This window comes from Sphingomonas sp. CL5.1 (genome assembly GCF_013344685.1).
Taxonomy (GTDB): domain Bacteria; phylum Pseudomonadota; class Alphaproteobacteria; order Sphingomonadales; family Sphingomonadaceae; genus Sphingomonas.
Genome location: NZ_CP050137.1, coordinates 3938444 through 3953028, shown reverse-complemented (window position 1 = coordinate 3953028; position 14585 = coordinate 3938444). Strand labels below are relative to the sequence as shown.

General features: G+C 67.6%; 15 protein-coding genes. 2 read left to right on the top strand and 13 right to left on the bottom strand.

All coding sequences use genetic code 11. The features are described 5' to 3' along the window. Positions 1-4: 4 nt before the first annotated feature. Positions 5-214 carry a hypothetical protein gene (locus tag F9288_RS18990; protein ID WP_217482675.1) on the bottom strand — a complete coding sequence of 70 codons (210 nt, stop codon included), beginning with the start codon at positions 212-214 and terminating at the stop codon, positions 5-7. Further along, complete coding sequence (locus F9288_RS18985; protein WP_174838223.1) at positions 205-1278, bottom strand: PLP-dependent cysteine synthase family protein; 1074 nt, start codon at positions 1276-1278, stop codon at positions 205-207. The genes F9288_RS18990 and F9288_RS18985 overlap by 10 nt, the downstream gene beginning before the upstream one ends. Before the next feature lie 309 nt (positions 1279-1587). Between F9288_RS18985 and F9288_RS18980 the strand changes: the two genes are divergently transcribed. Continuing rightward, complete coding sequence (locus F9288_RS18980) at positions 1588-1827, top strand: hypothetical protein (protein ID WP_174838222.1); 240 nt, start codon at positions 1588-1590, stop codon at positions 1825-1827. Between the two features lie 57 nt (positions 1828-1884). On the opposite strand, the gene F9288_RS18975 is transcribed toward F9288_RS18980, so the two are convergent. Next, a complete protein-coding gene (locus tag F9288_RS18975) occupies positions 1885-3039 on the bottom strand; it encodes an N-acetyltransferase (protein WP_174838221.1) in 1155 nt (384 codons plus the stop codon). A gap of 120 nt (positions 3040-3159) precedes the next feature. On the opposite strand from F9288_RS18975, the gene F9288_RS18970 reads away from it, so the two are divergent. After that, positions 3160-4233: a fatty acid desaturase gene (locus F9288_RS18970; protein ID WP_254620966.1), complete on the top strand. Its 1074-nt coding sequence runs from the start codon at positions 3160-3162 to the stop codon at positions 4231-4233. 6 nt (positions 4234-4239) lie between these two features. Here the strand turns inward: F9288_RS18970 and lptG are convergent, their stop codons facing one another. The 10 genes from lptG to F9288_RS18920 all read right to left on the bottom strand — a co-directional run bounded on the left by lptG (position 4240) and on the right by F9288_RS18920 (position 14570). Then, positions 4240-5331, bottom strand: a complete 1092-nt coding sequence (gene lptG, locus F9288_RS18965; RefSeq protein WP_174838219.1) for an LPS export ABC transporter permease LptG — start codon at positions 5329-5331, stop codon at positions 4240-4242. Next, positions 5328-6527 carry an LPS export ABC transporter permease LptF gene (gene lptF, locus F9288_RS18960; protein WP_174838218.1) on the bottom strand — a complete coding sequence of 400 codons (1200 nt, stop codon included), beginning with the start codon at positions 6525-6527 and terminating at the stop codon, positions 5328-5330. Before lptF ends, lptG begins: the two co-directional genes overlap by 4 nt. A gap of 101 nt (positions 6528-6628) precedes the next feature. Then, complete coding sequence (locus F9288_RS18955) at positions 6629-8578, bottom strand: ATP-binding protein (RefSeq protein WP_254620965.1); 1950 nt, start codon at positions 8576-8578, stop codon at positions 6629-6631. A gap of 51 nt (positions 8579-8629) precedes the next feature. Further along, on the bottom strand, positions 8630-9889 hold the full coding sequence (locus tag F9288_RS18950) for an aminotransferase class I/II-fold pyridoxal phosphate-dependent enzyme (protein WP_174838216.1): 1260 nt from the start codon (positions 9887-9889) through the stop codon (positions 8630-8632). Position 9890: 1 nt separating this feature from the next. Beyond that, positions 9891-10133, bottom strand: coding sequence for an acyl carrier protein (locus tag F9288_RS18945; protein ID WP_174838215.1), 243 nt, complete (start codon positions 10131-10133; stop codon positions 9891-9893). Between the two features lie 67 nt (positions 10134-10200). Next, positions 10201-10500: a hypothetical protein gene (locus tag F9288_RS18940; protein ID WP_174838214.1), complete on the bottom strand. Its 300-nt coding sequence runs from the start codon at positions 10498-10500 to the stop codon at positions 10201-10203. A 101-nt stretch (positions 10501-10601) separates the two neighbouring features. Then, positions 10602-11603, bottom strand: coding sequence for a type II secretion system F family protein (locus F9288_RS18935; RefSeq protein WP_174838213.1), 1002 nt, complete (start codon positions 11601-11603; stop codon positions 10602-10604). Positions 11604-11607: 4 nt separating this feature from the next. Next, positions 11608-12582 (bottom strand): type II secretion system F family protein, encoded by a 975-nt coding sequence (locus tag F9288_RS18930; protein WP_174838212.1) that lies wholly within the window; start codon positions 12580-12582, stop codon positions 11608-11610. Positions 12583-12637: 55 nt separating this feature from the next. Then, entirely contained in the window at positions 12638-13930 is a 1293-nt protein-coding gene (locus F9288_RS18925) for a pilus assembly protein CpaE (RefSeq protein ID WP_174838211.1), read from the bottom strand. 1 nt (position 13931) lies between these two features. Beyond that, positions 13932-14570: a CpaD family pilus assembly protein gene (locus F9288_RS18920; protein WP_254620964.1), complete on the bottom strand. Its 639-nt coding sequence runs from the start codon at positions 14568-14570 to the stop codon at positions 13932-13934. Positions 14571-14585: the final 15 nt, after the last annotated feature.

Below are 14585 nucleotides of genomic sequence, written 5' to 3'. Positions count from 1 at the left end.
GCGGTCAACCGTCCGGCGGCCCTTTTCGCATCCGTCGCCTGAGCGCGCGGCGTGTCAGCCACACCGCGAGCACGGCGACGACGAACAGCGCGACGTCGGAAAGCTCAGGCATCTTGCGTTCGCGGACGGTGCCGCTATGCGGCGCGCCCGGCGTGGATGCGGAAGCCTCCATGCCATCCGGGCCGAACGTCCGCGCCGGAACAATCAATCCCACAGCGCCGCGACGCGTTCAGCCGCACTCCGCCAGTCGATCCGGCGTTCGGCGAGCCACGCATCGTCGTAATAGGTGCAGCCGTAGCGGTCGCCGCCGTCGCACAGCAACGTGACGATGCTGCCGCGCTCGCCCGCCGCCGCCATCTCCTCCACCAATTGCGCGCAGGCCCAGAGGTTCGTACCGGTCGAGCCGCCGACGCGCCGGCCAAGCCGCGCCGAAAGCGCGCGCATCGCGCCGATGCTCTGGGCGTCGTCCACCGCCACCATCCGGTCGATCACGCCGGGGATGAAGCTCGGCTCGACGCGCGGGCGGCCGATTCCCTCGATGCACGAGGCGCAGCCCTCCGGCAGCGCGTCGACGCTGCGGTCGGCGTAATGGCGATGGAACACCGAATGGAGCGGATCGGCGACCAGCAGCCGCGTCGCGTGGCGCTGGTAGCGGATGAAGCGCCCGATCGTCGCGGAGGTGCCGCCGGTGCCCGCGCCACACACGATCCAGTCAGGGATCGGCCGCTCCTCGCGCGCCATCTGGGAGAAAATGCTCTCGGCGATATTGTTGTTGCCGCGCCAGTCCGTCGCGCGCTCGGCATAGGTGAACTGGTCGAGGTAATGGCCGCGCGTCTCCGCCGCGAGCCGCTGCGCCACGTCATAGACGGTGCGCGGATCGTCGACAGTATGGATCTCGCCGCCCTGAAAGCGGATCGCGTCGAGCTTCGGCGCGGCGGTGGTCGCCGGCACCACGGCGATGAAGCGCAGCCCCAGCATCCGCGCGAAATACGCCTCGCTCACCGCCGTCGAGCCTGACGACGCCTCGATCACGCACGTATCCGGGCCGATCCATTCGTTGCACAGCGCATAGAGGAACAGCGAGCGGGCGAGGCGGTGCTTCAGGCTGCCGGTGGGATGCGAGCTTTCATCCTTCAGATACAGCGTGATGCCGGGGTGGCGCGGCAGGTCGACGCGGATCAGGTGTGTGTCCGCCGAGCGATTGAAATCGGCCTCGATCCGTCGGATCGCATCGGTCAGCCACGCGCGGTGCGAGGCGAGCGGGGAGGAGGCGTACATCGGATGGGTTTCCTGTCGTTATGGCGTCGGCGCGGTTTGGCCCAGCGGGATGCATTTTCCAACGGATAAAGGCGAACGCTCGGCCACGATTCAGTTAGCGCGCGCGCCGGATTGCAGGATGGCGCTTATCACTGCGAGGGTTGGCGTAATGCGCCGACAAGGCGTGATTTTCACCAATCTCCGGTGCGTCTTTCAGGGTGATGTTTTCATAAGTATTTGAAAATAAAAGATTCAAGTGTTTGGCACGACTAATGCACTTCGATGGTCGCAGCGCTCCCCAGGCTGCGAAATTTTCGGAGGAGGAAAGCCATGAACACCCGTTCCCTGATTGCCGCCGCGACCATCGCCTTCACCGCCGCGATCGCCGTCCCCGCCGCGGCGCGCACGCTCCCGCCGCCCGCGCCCGTCCCCGCGCCGACCGACACGCCATCGCCCACGCAGCGTATCTGCTGGGTCGATACGGTCACCGGCTCGCGCATCCCCACGAAGGAATGCCATACCCGCGCCGAGTGGCAGAAGATGGGTGTGGACCCGCTCGCCAAGAAGTGACGGCGGGCACGGACGGCTCGCGACCCTCCCTCATGTCGCGAGCCGTCCGACTTGCCGCTACAGATCGCGCGCGTAGATCTGATAGACCTTGTTGACTTTGCTATCGATCGCGCTGGCGATCGAATTCATGCCCTGATTGTCGTCGAGCACCCAGCCGATCTCTGCGCGGCTTGCGCCATAACGCCCCACCGCGTCGCGGCGGATGAACTCGATCATCATGAAGGCGAGCTGGCTCGCCAGCCGCGACGCCTGAAGCTCCTTCAGCACGCCCATCAGCGGCACGCGCATCGTCCGCACCTTCGGCCGCCGCAACCACAGCAACAGCTTCGCCCAGCCGAACGGCAGCAGGTTGCCATTGAGCGGCTTGATCGCCTCGTTGAGGTCCGGCAGCGTTATCATGAAGGCGACCGGCCGGCCGTCCAGCTCGGCGATGCGGATCAGGTCGTTGAATACGATCGGCTTCAGCTTCACGCCGATATCGTCGATCTCCGGCTGGGTCAGCGGGATGAAGCCCCAGTTGTCGGACCAGGCATCGTTGAGGATGCCCAGGATGATCGCGGCCTCCTGCTGGAACCTCGACTTGTCGACGTGCCGGATGCGGATGCGCGGGTTCTTCTCGCCGGACGCGACGATGCGGTTGACGATCGGCGGAAAGCCGTCCGAGATCGGCAGGTCATAGGTGAAGAGCTGCTTCGCCGGGAGGTAGCCCGCGCGCTCCACCCAGCCGCGATATTCGGGCCTGGCATGACCCATCATCACCGTCGGCGGATGATCGAAACCCTCGATCAGCAGCCCCGGCTCCTCCCACACCGATTGCGAGACGGGGCCGATCGCCCGCGTCATGCCCTGATCGCGCAGCCAGCCTTCCGCCGCCGCGATCAGCGCGGCGAATTGCTCCTCGTTCTCCGCGTCCATCAGCCCCCAGAAGCCGGTGCCGGGGCCGAAGCCGCGCTCGGGTGGCATTTCCAGCGCCAGCGTGTCGATATGCGCGGAGATGCGCCCGGCCACCCGGCCGTCCTGCTCGGCGAGGAAAAGCTGCGCCTTCGCATGGCTGTACCAGCCGTTCTTCTCCGGCGTGATGAGGCCCAGAGCCTCGCCCTTCAGCGGCGGCACCCAGTTCGGATCGTCGCGATAGAGGCGGAAGGGAAGGTCGACGAAGGTCTTGCGGTCGCGCTTCGTCAGGACGGGGCGGATGGTGATCGGTGATGCCATGGGACAGGCGCAATAATCGCACGGGGCGATCATGGCGAGTGACCTTTCCGTCATCATCGCGCCGCCGGCGGCCTGTAAACGCCACCGTCTCGCCACTATCTTCGGCCAATGGACCACGCCATGACGACCATTACCCTCGACCGCGCGTCCGCGGCGCCCGCGCGCCTGCCGATCGCCGACGATCGCGAGATGCTGAAGGCCGCCGCCGAGCTGACGCGCGATATCAATGCGCCGCGTCCGGGTATCTATTGGGCGGATTTCCTCGGATCGGCGGTGCTCGGCTATGCCGCGCTGGCGGCGGCGATCCTGTCGCATTCGACCGCCGTGACGATCGCGGCGGGGGTGGTATCGGTGCTGGCGCTCTATCGCGCGCTGCTGTTCATCCACGAACTGACCCATGTGCGCCACGCTGCGCTGCCGGGGTTCCGCTTCGCCTATAATCTGGTGATTGGCGTGCCGATGCTGGTGCCGTCGTTCATGTACGAGGGCGTCCACAACCTGCACCATGCGCGCACCCGCTACGGCACGGTCGACGATCCGGAATATCTGCCGCTAGCGTTGATGAAGCCGTGGACCTTGCCCGTGTTCATCATCGTCGCGGCGCTGGCGCCGGTGGGGCTGATCATCCGCTACGCCGTGCTGACGCCGCTCTCGCTGCTCATCCCGCCGCTGCGCCGCGCGGTGGTGGCGCGTTACTCGTCGTTGTCGATCAACCCCGCCTTCCGCCGCCGGATGCCGGAGGGCGAGTTCCGCGCGCAATGGAACCGGATCGAAGCCGCCTGCATGGTCTGGGCGATCGCGCTGGTCGCGCTGGCGGCGACGGGCGTGCTGCCGCTGCGCGCGTTCGGCATCATGGTGGCGGTCGCCTCGGGCGTGGCGGTGCTCAACCAGGTCCGCACCCTCGTGGCGCACCTGTGGGAGAACGAGGGCGAGACGATGACCGTCACGGCGCAATATCTCGATTCGGTCAACGTGCCGCCGCCGGGGCTGCTGCCGGGCCTGTGGGCGCCGGTCGGGCTACGCTATCACGCCTTGCACCATCTGCTGCCGGGGCTGCCCTATCACTCGCTGGGCGAGGCGCACCGGCGGCTGTCGAAGGCGCTGGACGCATCCTCGCCCTATCACGACGCCAATTACCGCAGCCTGCCGTATCTGGTCGGCAAGATCGCGCGGAGCACGATGCTGCCGCGCTGAGGCAGCTCACTCCTCGGTGCGCAGCAGCACCGTCTCGCCGATGAACAGGAACAGTAGGAACGGCGCCCACGCCGCCAGGAACGGCGGGTAGGCGCCGAGATTGCCCATCGCCAGCGCGAAATTGTCCGCGACGAAATAGGCGAAACCCAGCGCCATGCCGATCACGGCGCGGACGAACAGCTTGCCCGAGCGCGCGATGCCGAACGCCGCCACCGCGCCGAGCAGCGGCATCAGCACCGACGAGAGCGGCCCCGACAATTTGTGCCACAGCGAGCCTTCGAGCGCCTTGGTCGGCCGCCCCGCCGCCTTGAGGTCGCCGATCGCTTCCCTGAGCGCGCCGAACGACAGCTCGTCGGCATCGACCGAGGCGAGGGTGAACTGGTCCGGCGTCACGCCGCGCGCGATCACCATCTCGCCGATCTGCGATATCTTGCCACTCGCGACGTCGAAGCGTTGCGCCGGGGCCACCGCCCAGCCATCGCCGGCGCGGCGGCCGCGCGGCGCGGTGATGATCGCGCGCAGCGCGCCGCCCTGCCGGTCATAGACGGTGATGCCGCCCAGTTCCGCCGCGTTCCCGCGCCCGTTGATCGTATCGACCTCGATCAGGTCCGGGCCGGATCGCACCCACACGTTCGTCCGGTCGCCGCGATCGACCGGCATCGGCCCGTAGTCGACCTTCTGCCAGCGGTTGAGCGTGGCGGTGGCGCGCGGCACGACGCGGTCGTTGAAGGCGAAGCTCAGCACCGCGACGCCCATGCTGGCGACGATCAGCGGCGCCAGCACCTGATGCGCGGACATGCCCGCGCCCTTCAGCGCGATCACCTCGCTGTTCTGGTTCATCGTGATGAGCGTGAGGATCGTGCCGAGCAGCACCGAGAAGGGCAGGAAGCGCGCGATGATCTGCGGCGCGCGCAGCGTGACGTAATACCACACCTGCGCGTCGCCGTTGCCCTGCGCGGCGAGAATCTTGCCGGATTCGCCCAGCAGGTCGAGCGCCTGGAGCACCAGCACCAGTCCGGCGAGGATGCCGAACGTCCGCACCAGGAACATCCGCCCCATGTAGAGGGAGACGGTGCGCGAGGGGAAGAAGGAGGTCATGCGGTGGTCTCCGCGCGCTTGCGGCGGCCCGGCAGGCGGCTGGCAACCGCCTTCCACGCCTTGCCCGCGACGCGCTCCAGCGCGCCGATCGGCTGGCCGCCGGGGACGAAGGCGATCGTGCGGTACATCCAAAGCACCAGCGCGGCGAAGACGAGGAACGGTATCCAAAGCGCGAAGAACGGGTCGATCCGGCCGAGATGCCCCACCGAGGCCGCATATTGGTTGATCTTGTGATAGGTCACGATGATCACGATCGACAGGAACACGCCGAGCGCCGAGGTGGAGCGCTTCGGCGGCACGCCCAGCGCCACCGCGAGCAGCGGCAGGAGGAACATCGAGGCGACTTCCGCGAGGCGGAAATGGAATTCCGATCGGCTGCTGTCGCGCTCCTCGACGGTCTGTCCGGTGCGGCCGGTGCGCGCCAGCTCCGGCAGCGTCGCCTCGAGGCTTTCGCCGCTGCGCACGCGGAATCGCTCGAACTTCGGCAGGTTGATCGGCAGGTCGTGGCTGCTGAAGGTCAGCACGCGCGGGGTGCTGAAATCCTTGCGATTGTGGACGAGGGTGCCGTTGGTCAGGCGCAGGATGATGACGTCCGGGTCGTCGGTCGCGAGGAACTGGCCGCGCTGCGCCGTCACGCCCACCCAGTCGCCCTTCTGCGTCTCGGTATGCACGAAGATGCCCGAAAGCTGGCGCCCGTCGTCGCGGCTCTGCTCGATGCGCAGCGTGGTGCGGTCGCCGAGATGGGTGAATTCGCCGACCTTGATCGAGGCGCCCAGCGCGCCGGTGCGCAGCTCGAAGCCGAGCTGCTCATAGGCGTAGCGCGCCTTGGGCTGGACATAGCCGACGATCGCGAGGTTCAGCAGCGCCAGCGCGATCGCATACATATAGGGCACGCGCAGCAGTCGCCCGTAACTCATCCCCACGCCGCGCATCACGTCCAGCTCCGACGAGGTGGCGAGGCGGCGGAAGGCGAGCAGGATACCCAGCATCAACCCGATCGGGATGCCGAGGCCAAGATATTCCGGCAGCAGGTTCGCCAGCATCCGCCATACCACCGAAACCGGGCCGCCCTCGGTCGCGACGAAGTCGAACAGGCGCAGCATGCGGTCCAGCACCAGCAGCATCGCCGCGAGCACGAGAGTCGAGAACAGCGGCAGCGCGATCAGCCGTGCCATGTAGCGGTCGATCGATTTCATGGGCGGGAAACGGTCACTCGGCGCTGCTGGTCGATCGGGGCGGTATAGGCGGGGGAAAGCCGGGCGTCAGCCGAAATATCCGCGCGGCGCGTTTCCGCCCGTCATTCCGCCGCGATGCCGGAGCGCGCAGCCGCGCGATCGGCGGCGGTCGCGGCGGAGATCGCGCGATCGAGCGCGTTGAGCGTGAACGGCTTGCGCAGGACGTGATGGCCGCTGAACGCATCGCCGTCGCTCGCCTCGCCGGCGAATCCGGTGACGAACAGCACCGGGATGTGCGCATGCTGGCGATCGAGCGCGGCGATCATCTCCGGCCCCGTCTGGGTGGGCATCAGCACGTCGGAAAGGATCAGCCCGATCGCATCGTGCGTGGCGAGCATCGCCGGCGCGGCGAGCGGGTCGTTGCAGGGGATGGGGCGATGGCCCAGCTCACGAAGCGCGCCGCTCGTCGCGGCCAGCACGCGCGGATCGTCCTCCACGACCAGGACGTCGAGCGCGGCGGGGGAGGCGTGGGACGTTTCTTCGTCGCTCGTAACGGGAAGCGCGGCCGCCTCCTCATGCTCGCGCGGCAGATATAGCGTGATCGTCGTGCCCTCGCCGGGCGCGGTGTCGACCGTGATCGCGCCACCCTGCTGCCGGACGAAGGCGAAGATCTGGCTCAACCCCAGTCCGGTGCCCTTGCCCACCGGCTTGGTGGTGAAGAACGGCTCGAACACGCGCTCGGCGACTTCCGGCGCCATGCCGCAGCCGGTGTCCGTCACCGCGATGGTGAGATAATCGCCAGCGGCGCATTCGCGCTCGTTCTCCGCCAGCGTCGCCGTGGCGGCGGTTATGGTCAGCCTGCCGCGCCCGTCCATCGCGTCGCGCGCGTTGACCGCCAGGTTGAGGATGCTGTTCTCGATCTGGACGCGATCGGCGCGCAGCCGCCATCCGACGCTCTCGTCGCGGATGACGACGGTGATGGCGTCGCCCAGCGTCCGGTCGAGCAGGTCGGACATCCCGCGCAGCAGATCGGCCGCGCCCATCGCCACGGGATTGATCGCGGCCTCGCGGGTGAAGGAAAGCAGGCGGCCCGTCAGCGCCGCGGCGCGCTTCGCCCCCTCCATCGCGCTGTCGACATGGCGGCCGATCTCCTTGCGCGAAGTCGTGCCCGCCAGTCCGCGCTGGGCAAGCTCCAGCCCGCCGATCACGACCGCCAGCATATTGTTGAAATCGTGCGCGATGCCGCCGGTGAGCTGGCCCACCGCCTCCATCTTCTGCACCTGCCGCAGCCGGGCTTCCTGCTGGCGCAGCTCGGCGGTGGCGACCGTCACGGCGGCGGCGAACTGGTCGGCGCGCTCGCGCTCGGCGGCGGCCTCGGCGCGGGCGACGCCGCGCTCGGTCAGCGCGCGCGCGGTGAGCGCGCCCAGCGTGATCGCGCCGACCAGGATCAGGATGCCGAAGGCGGAGAGGATTCGCGCCAGCCGCGTCGAGCGGGCGATCGCGACGCGGGTTTCCTGCGTGCGCTGGTCGAGCAGGTTCCGCTCGCTGCGGATTACCTCCTCGAGGATGCGGTCGATCGCCGTCAGCGAGGGCGCCTCGCGCGCGCGATAATAGAGCGACAGCGCCTGGCTGTTCTTGCCGTAATTGGTGCTGAGCGCGATCAGCGACAATTCCTTGCCGCGCTGCTGATAGGCGAGCCGCAATTGCGCGAGGCGCGGGATCTGGCTGCCGTTCTGGCGGGCGAGATCGGCCAGCCGGTCGATCTGCTTCCCCGCGAGCTGCCAGTTGTCGTAATAGAGGCGGCCGAGCTGCTTGTCGCCGGAGATGACGAAGCGGCCGAGCGACGCTTCGGATTCCGCGATCGTCCCGTCCAGCGTGCGCGCCAGCACCATGATGTCATAGCTGTGCGACTGGAGCTGGATCGCGCGGTCGCGCTGGCGGTTGGCCTCGCCGAGCGTCAGGATCAGCGCGAACAGCACGGCGACGCCGAGCACGCCCATCAGCGCCAGCGCGATGGTGCGGAGCTTCGAAATCGCCCGCTCTCGCGTTTTTCCCCCGTCGATCGCGCTCACGACCGACATAGTATCAGACCGGGCGATGCGGGAAAAGCGTGTGCCGGTTGCTCAGGCGATCGCGCCGGTCGAGCGGCCCGCCGCCTCGAACATCGCGATCACGCGGGCGATCTGTTCGCTCGTATGCTCGGCGCAGACCGAGCAGCGCAGCAGGAAGGTGCCCGCGGGTGTAGCCGGCGGGCGCGCGACGTTGACGTACAGCCCCGCCTCCAGCAGCGCATGCCACATCGCCACCGCCTGATCCTGATCGTCGAGCAGCACCGCGACGACCGCCGATTGCGGCTCATCGGTCGGCAGGCGGAAACCCAGCGCCTTGAGGCCGCCGTGCAATGCCCTGGTATTTTCCCACAGATGCGCGCGCTTGTTATGGGCGTGCATCAGCTTGCGGATCGAGACGGCCGCGCTCGCCATCACCGCCGGCGGCAGGCTGGCGGTGAAGATATACGGGCGGCAGACGAAGCGCAGGATCTCGAACTTCGGATGGTTCGAGACGCAGAAGCCGCCGACCGTGCCGACCGACTTGGAGAAGGTGCCGATCACGAAATCGACCTGATCCTCCAGCCCCTGCTCCTCATAGACGCCGCGCCCGTTGGGGCCGAAGAAGCCCATCGAATGCGCCTCGTCCACCAGCACCATCGCGCCGTGCTTTTTGGCGACGGCCACCATTTCCCTGAGCGGGGCGACGTCGCCGAGCATCGAATAGACGCCTTCGAGCACGACGAGCTTGCCCGGCTCCTTCGGCAGCCGGCCGAGGCGCTTGTCGAGGTCCTCGACCGAATTGTGGCGGAAGCGGACGACCTCGGCATTGCCCATCGCGCAGCCATCGTAGATCGAGGCGTGGCTGTCGGCGTCGAGGATGATATATTCGCCCTTGCCCGCGATCGCGGAGATCACGCCGAGATTGGCCTGATAGCCGGTGGAGAAGACGATCGCGCCCGACATGCCGTAGAATTCGCGCAGCGCCTGCTCCACCTCCATATGGTCGTGGAACGTGCCGTTGAGCGCGCGGCTGCCGTTGGTGCCGGTGCCGAACTTGTCGAACGCCTGCTTGCCGGCGGCGATCACGTCCGGGTCGAAGGTCATCCCCATGTAATTATAGGTACCGAGCAGGATCGTTTCCCTGCCCTTGATGACCGCGACGGTGGGGGATTTCACCTCCTCCATCACGATGCCGAACGGATCGCGCAGGCCGCTCGACAGCAGCGCCTCGCGCTCGGCGATCAGGGGGGCGAACTTGTCGAACAGGTCGCGTTCGGCCGGCGCCGGGGTGGCCGCCGGCGGGAGATCGGATTGCAGGCCGCTGTCGCTCATTTCACGCCTTCAGCCTGGCGACGGCGTCGGCGAGCTGGCCGACAGTTTCGATTTCGGCCTGCATGTTCATCGTGATGATGATGTCGAACTCGTCCTCGATCGCGGCGACGAAATCCATCACCGTCAGGCTGTCCCACTCCAGGTCGCCCTGGAAGGTGGTGGCGTCGGTGACGGCGACGCCCTTCTTGTTGAAAGGTTCGATCTGCGCCTTGATGGCGGTGAGGATGGTGTCGCGGTCGCTCATGTCCCGGCCTTAATCGCTTGACCTTGGCCTTGCCAAGCGATTGCGGCCGAAGCTTGGCCCAAAGGCGTCAGCCGTTCGTTCCGATATGGTCGACGTCCGGCGGATGATCGCCTTCGTTGGCGCGATGCGCGTTGGGCGCGATCGTCGCGGCGGTGAAGGGCGCGGCGCGGCCGAGCCGGGCGTTCTCCGCCTCCAACTCGCGGATGCGCGCTTCCGCCTCGTTGCGGGTGGCGGCATGGGCGTCGCGCTCGGCGATGTAGCGATCGCGCCACTTGCGGCCGCCGGGATGGCTGGCGAGGCCGAGCAGCCAGCCCGCGATCAGGGCGAGCGCTAGCGCGAGATATTGTGTCGGCGTGGTGAACGGCATGGCGGCGGACCTCCTCGTGCGGCCTCCTCTTACGGGAGCCTCAACGATTCACCGCGCCGCGCCGTTCCGGCCGCTTGCGCGCGGCCGGAACGGCGGGCCGGTCAGGGGGTGCCGTGGATGAAGGCGTCGTTGATCGAGCAGGCCGCCGGGCCGAGGATGACGATGAACAGCACCGGCAGGATGAACAGGATCAGCGGCACCGTCATGATCGCCGGCAGGCGGGCGGCCTTTTCCTCCGCGCGCATCATGCGCTCGTTGCGGAACTCGGCGGACAGCACGCGCAGCGCGGAGGCGAGGGGGGTGCCGTATTTCTCGGTCTGGATCATCGTGGTGACGATGCCCTTCACCTCGTCCAGCGCGATGCGGTTGGAAAAATTCTCGAACGCCTGGCGGCGATCGGTGAGGAAGCCCAGCTCGATCGCGGTGAGCGCGAATTCGTCGCCCAGCTCGGGATAGGCCTTGCCCAGCTCCTTCGCGACGCGGTGGAACGCGGCGTCCACAGTCAGGCCGGCCTCGGCGCAGATCACCAGCAGATCGAGCGCGTCGGGCAGGCCCTTGCGGATCGCCTGCGAGCGCTTGGTGATCTGGTTCTTGAGGAAGATGTCCGGCGCCTTGTAGCAGGCGATGAAGGTGAAGGCGACCAGCCCATAGCGCTTGAGCGCGGACCATTCGGCGAAGCTGTTCGTGCCATAGACGACGAACACCATGATGCCGCCGATCACCACCGGCAGCACCAGCCGGCCGAAGATCACCCCCACCGCCCATTCCTTCGATCGGATGCCGGCCTGGAGCAGCTTGACCTGCGCGTCCTTGAGCTGGCTGTCCTGCAGCACCTTCAGCGAGGCGAGGAAGGCGCGGATGCGGTCGGCGCCCTCGCTGCGGCGCACCAGCTTCGCGCGGCGCTTGCCGCTGGAGGCGGTGATGCCGGCCTTGAGCTGCTCGCGACGCTCGTTCAGCGCCTTGACGCGCCGGGCCATCGGGTCGCGCACGCTGAGCGCGGCGTAGATCGCCACCAGCACGGCGAACGCCGCCACGCCGGACAGGATCGTCGCGGCCAGATAGACGTCGATGCCAAGCAGCGTCGGATTGGATGTGGGTTCCATCGCGTCAGATCTCGAAGTTGATCATCTTGGCCATGATGAAGCCGCCGATCGCCATCCATACCAGCCCGCCGCCGCCGACCATGATAAGCCGTTCATCGACGAAGAATTTCTGCATGTAGCTGCCGTTGATGAACCAGATCAGGCCGAAAACGATGAACGGCAGCGCGCCGATGATATAGGCCGACGCCTTCGATTCCGACGACATCGCCTTGATCTTCAGCTTCATCTGCCCGCGCTGACGCAACACGGTGGCGAGGTTCTGGAGCGTTTCCGCCAGATTGCCGCCGGTCTCGCGCTGGATCGCGATGGTGATGCAGAAGAACTGGAACTCGGGCGTCGGAATCCGCTCGGCGGTTTCCTGGAGCGCCACGTCCATCGAGCGGCCGATCTTCATCTTGTCCGAGACGATGCGGAATTCCTCGCCCACAGGACCCGGCACCTCGCTGGCGACGACCGACATGGTTTCTGTGATCGGCAGGCCCGAGCGCAAGCCGCGCACGAGCAATTCGATCGCGTCGGGAAATTTCGCATTGAACTTCGCGATGCGGCGCTTGATGAAGAAGCCGACGACATAATGCGGCAGGCCCGCGCCGACGCCCAGCCCGACCAGCAGCGCCAGCAGCAGCGGCAGGCCCTGCAGCGTCAGCAGCAGGGTGACGATCACCAGCAGCGCCACCGTCACCATACCGTATTGACCGACCGTCCAGTTCTTGCCGGTGCGGGTCAGCCGCTTCTTCAGTTCGGCCGGCTTCGGCAGGAAGCGCATCGCCGCCTGATCCGCCCTGGTGGCGTTCTTGCCGGTGATGCGGCGCATCTGCGCCTCCACCGCCATCGTCGGCGAGGCGGAATGACGCTCGCGCAGGGCGCCGAGCCGCCGGCTGCCGGCGCGCGCTGCGGACGGGCCGGCGAACGCGAACCCGATCATCGCGATCACGGTCAGCGCGCCCAGCGCAAGCATGACAATCGGCATCAGGGGCATCGCGGCCTCACACGTCCTTGGGCGCGGCCCCGCGCGGAAAAGCGCGGGCGCGCGATCATTTCGCCTTCGCTCCGCCCGGTTTCCTGGGCAGGAGGGATTTCAGGTCGGCGAACCGGTCCATCAGCGACCCGCTTTTCGCCTTCGCGTCGGCCGCGTCGCCCGATCCGCTCTCGTCGCTCACGGTACAAAGCCGGCTCGCGAGCTGCGCGATCGGCGCAACCGTCTTGGAACCCTTGCCGGCTTCCGCGAGCGGCTTGCCGAGCTTCGCGGCCTGCGCGGCGAGCTTCTGGTCGAACGGGACGATGAAATCGATCTTGCGCTCGATCGAATTCTCGAAATCCTTGCGCGTGATTTCGAGTTGCTGCCCCGGATGGACGCGGTTGGCCAGCACCAGCACCATCAGGTGCGGCGCATTGGCTTTGATCCATGAGAGGATGCGGATCGTGTCGCGCGCCGCCGCCAGCGTCAGCTCGGTGACGATCAGCGCGCACTGCATGTCGCTCACCAGATGCGGGTGCGCGACCAGCATGTTGCGCGGCAGATCGACCACGGTGCACTCGAACGCGGCGCGCATCTCCTCCTGCAACTGGAAGAAGGCGCTGCCGTCGGTGACGATCGGCGAGTTGATCGGCGCCTCGGCGGACAGGATCGACAGCTTGTCGGAGGCGCGGACCATGGCGCGCTCGATGAACAGGCCGTCGATGCGGCTGGGGTTCTCGATCGCGTCGGTGAGGCCGCGTCCCGGTTCCAGATCGAGCGCCAGCGCGCCGGTGCCGAAATGCACGTCGAGATCGAGCATCGCGGTGGTGCGCTGCTGCTTCTCGCTCATCAGCCACGCCAGCGAGGCGGCGATGGTGGAGGCGCCGGTGCCGCCGCGCGTGCCGATCACCGCCACCGCATAATGCGGCCGGTCCACCGCGCCCTCGACCACCTTGGGCGCGTTCAGCACCGCCTGCGCGTGGGAGAAGGCATCGCGCAGCATGTCCGGCGACAGCGGCTTCAGGAGATAATCCTGGATCCCGCTCGCGACGAGATCGCGGTACAGCCGCACATCGTTGACTTGCCCGGAGGCGATCACCACCGTGCCCGGCTCGCATACCTCGGCGAGCGAATTGATATCGCCGAGCGGATCGCCCGATTCGGCGAGGTCGACGAACAGGATCTGCGGGCTGGCCGACACGGACAGCGACTGCACCGCGTTGCGCAGGCCGCCCTTGTTCACCTTCTCGGGCGACCAGCCCATCTCGGTTGCGATGGGGCGGATCGCCTCGGCGGCCGTCTCGTCGCAGACATAGGCGACGAAGGGTTCGCGATGGGCCACGCCGCCCGGTTTCCACGGAGCGTTCATCTTACTTGTTCCCCGTCATTTTTTCGGTCTTCAGCACCGTGCCGCCGGCTCCGGTGGGCGTCGCCTTGCGATATTCGGTGATCGCGCGCGTGCCGGTCGCCGCGTCATAGACCTGCGCGCCCGGCTCGCCGCGCACCAGATCGAGCGGATTGGCGACCATCGCGGCAAGGTTCGAATTGACCGCGCAGCCCTGGTTCGAGGAGGTGTTGCTCTCGAACTCCGGCTGGCGCGTGCGCGAGAAATCCGGGCAGTTCGGGACGCGCGCGCGCGTCCGGCTGACCACCACGCGCAACGTGCCCGGCGTGACCGGCGCGCCCGTCACCGGCGCGTCGCCGGATACGAGCAGGCCGAAACGGGCCGCGGCGCGCGACACCGCGCCGCGCGCCGCGGGGCTTGCGCCGGCCGGATCGTCGATCGCGATGCTGTCGCCGTAGCCGAGGCGGAGCGAGCCCATCCAGCCAGCGAGCCGCTGCTCCTCACCCGGCGCCAGCCCGGCGGGGCCGGTGCCGACGTCGAAGCTGTAGTCGGTGCGGCTGACGACCGGCTGATGGACGGATTCGAGCCCGCGATTCTTCGTGCCGCTGCATCCGCCGAGCAATATCGCGGGGAGGGCGGCGAGGAGCAGGGTGCGCTTGACCATGTTCATGTCCTCGAT

What these genes read in the sequence shown, in the direction of transcription:
- F9288_RS18975 (WP_174838221.1), bottom strand. Translation starts at nt 3,039, where the DNA reads ATGGCATCACCGATCACCATCCGCCCCGTCCTGACGAAGCGCGACCGC.
- F9288_RS18950 (WP_174838216.1), bottom strand. Translation starts at nt 9,889, where the DNA reads ATGAGCGACAGCGGCCTGCAATCCGATCTCCCGCCGGCGGCCACCCCG.
- F9288_RS18985 (WP_174838223.1), bottom strand. Translation starts at nt 1,278, where the DNA reads ATGTACGCCTCCTCCCCGCTCGCCTCGCACCGCGCGTGGCTGACCGAT.
- F9288_RS18920 (WP_254620964.1), bottom strand. Translation starts at nt 14,570, where the DNA reads ATGGTCAAGCGCACCCTGCTCCTCGCCGCCCTCCCCGCGATATTGCTC.
- F9288_RS18970 (WP_254620966.1), top strand. Translation starts at nt 3,160, where the DNA reads ATGACGACCATTACCCTCGACCGCGCGTCCGCGGCGCCCGCGCGCCTG.
- F9288_RS18945 (WP_174838215.1), bottom strand. Translation starts at nt 10,133, where the DNA reads ATGAGCGACCGCGACACCATCCTCACCGCCATCAAGGCGCAGATCGAA.
- F9288_RS18930 (WP_174838212.1), bottom strand. Translation starts at nt 12,582, where the DNA reads ATGCCCCTGATGCCGATTGTCATGCTTGCGCTGGGCGCGCTGACCGTG.
- F9288_RS18940 (WP_174838214.1), bottom strand. Translation starts at nt 10,500, where the DNA reads ATGCCGTTCACCACGCCGACACAATATCTCGCGCTAGCGCTCGCCCTG.
- lptG (WP_174838219.1), bottom strand. Translation starts at nt 5,331, where the DNA reads ATGACCTCCTTCTTCCCCTCGCGCACCGTCTCCCTCTACATGGGGCGG.
- F9288_RS18980 (WP_174838222.1), top strand. Translation starts at nt 1,588, where the DNA reads ATGAACACCCGTTCCCTGATTGCCGCCGCGACCATCGCCTTCACCGCC.
- F9288_RS18935 (WP_174838213.1), bottom strand. Translation starts at nt 11,603, where the DNA reads ATGGAACCCACATCCAATCCGACGCTGCTTGGCATCGACGTCTATCTG.
- F9288_RS18925 (WP_174838211.1), bottom strand. Translation starts at nt 13,930, where the DNA reads ATGAACGCTCCGTGGAAACCGGGCGGCGTGGCCCATCGCGAACCCTTC.
- lptF (WP_174838218.1), bottom strand. Translation starts at nt 6,527, where the DNA reads ATGAAATCGATCGACCGCTACATGGCACGGCTGATCGCGCTGCCGCTG.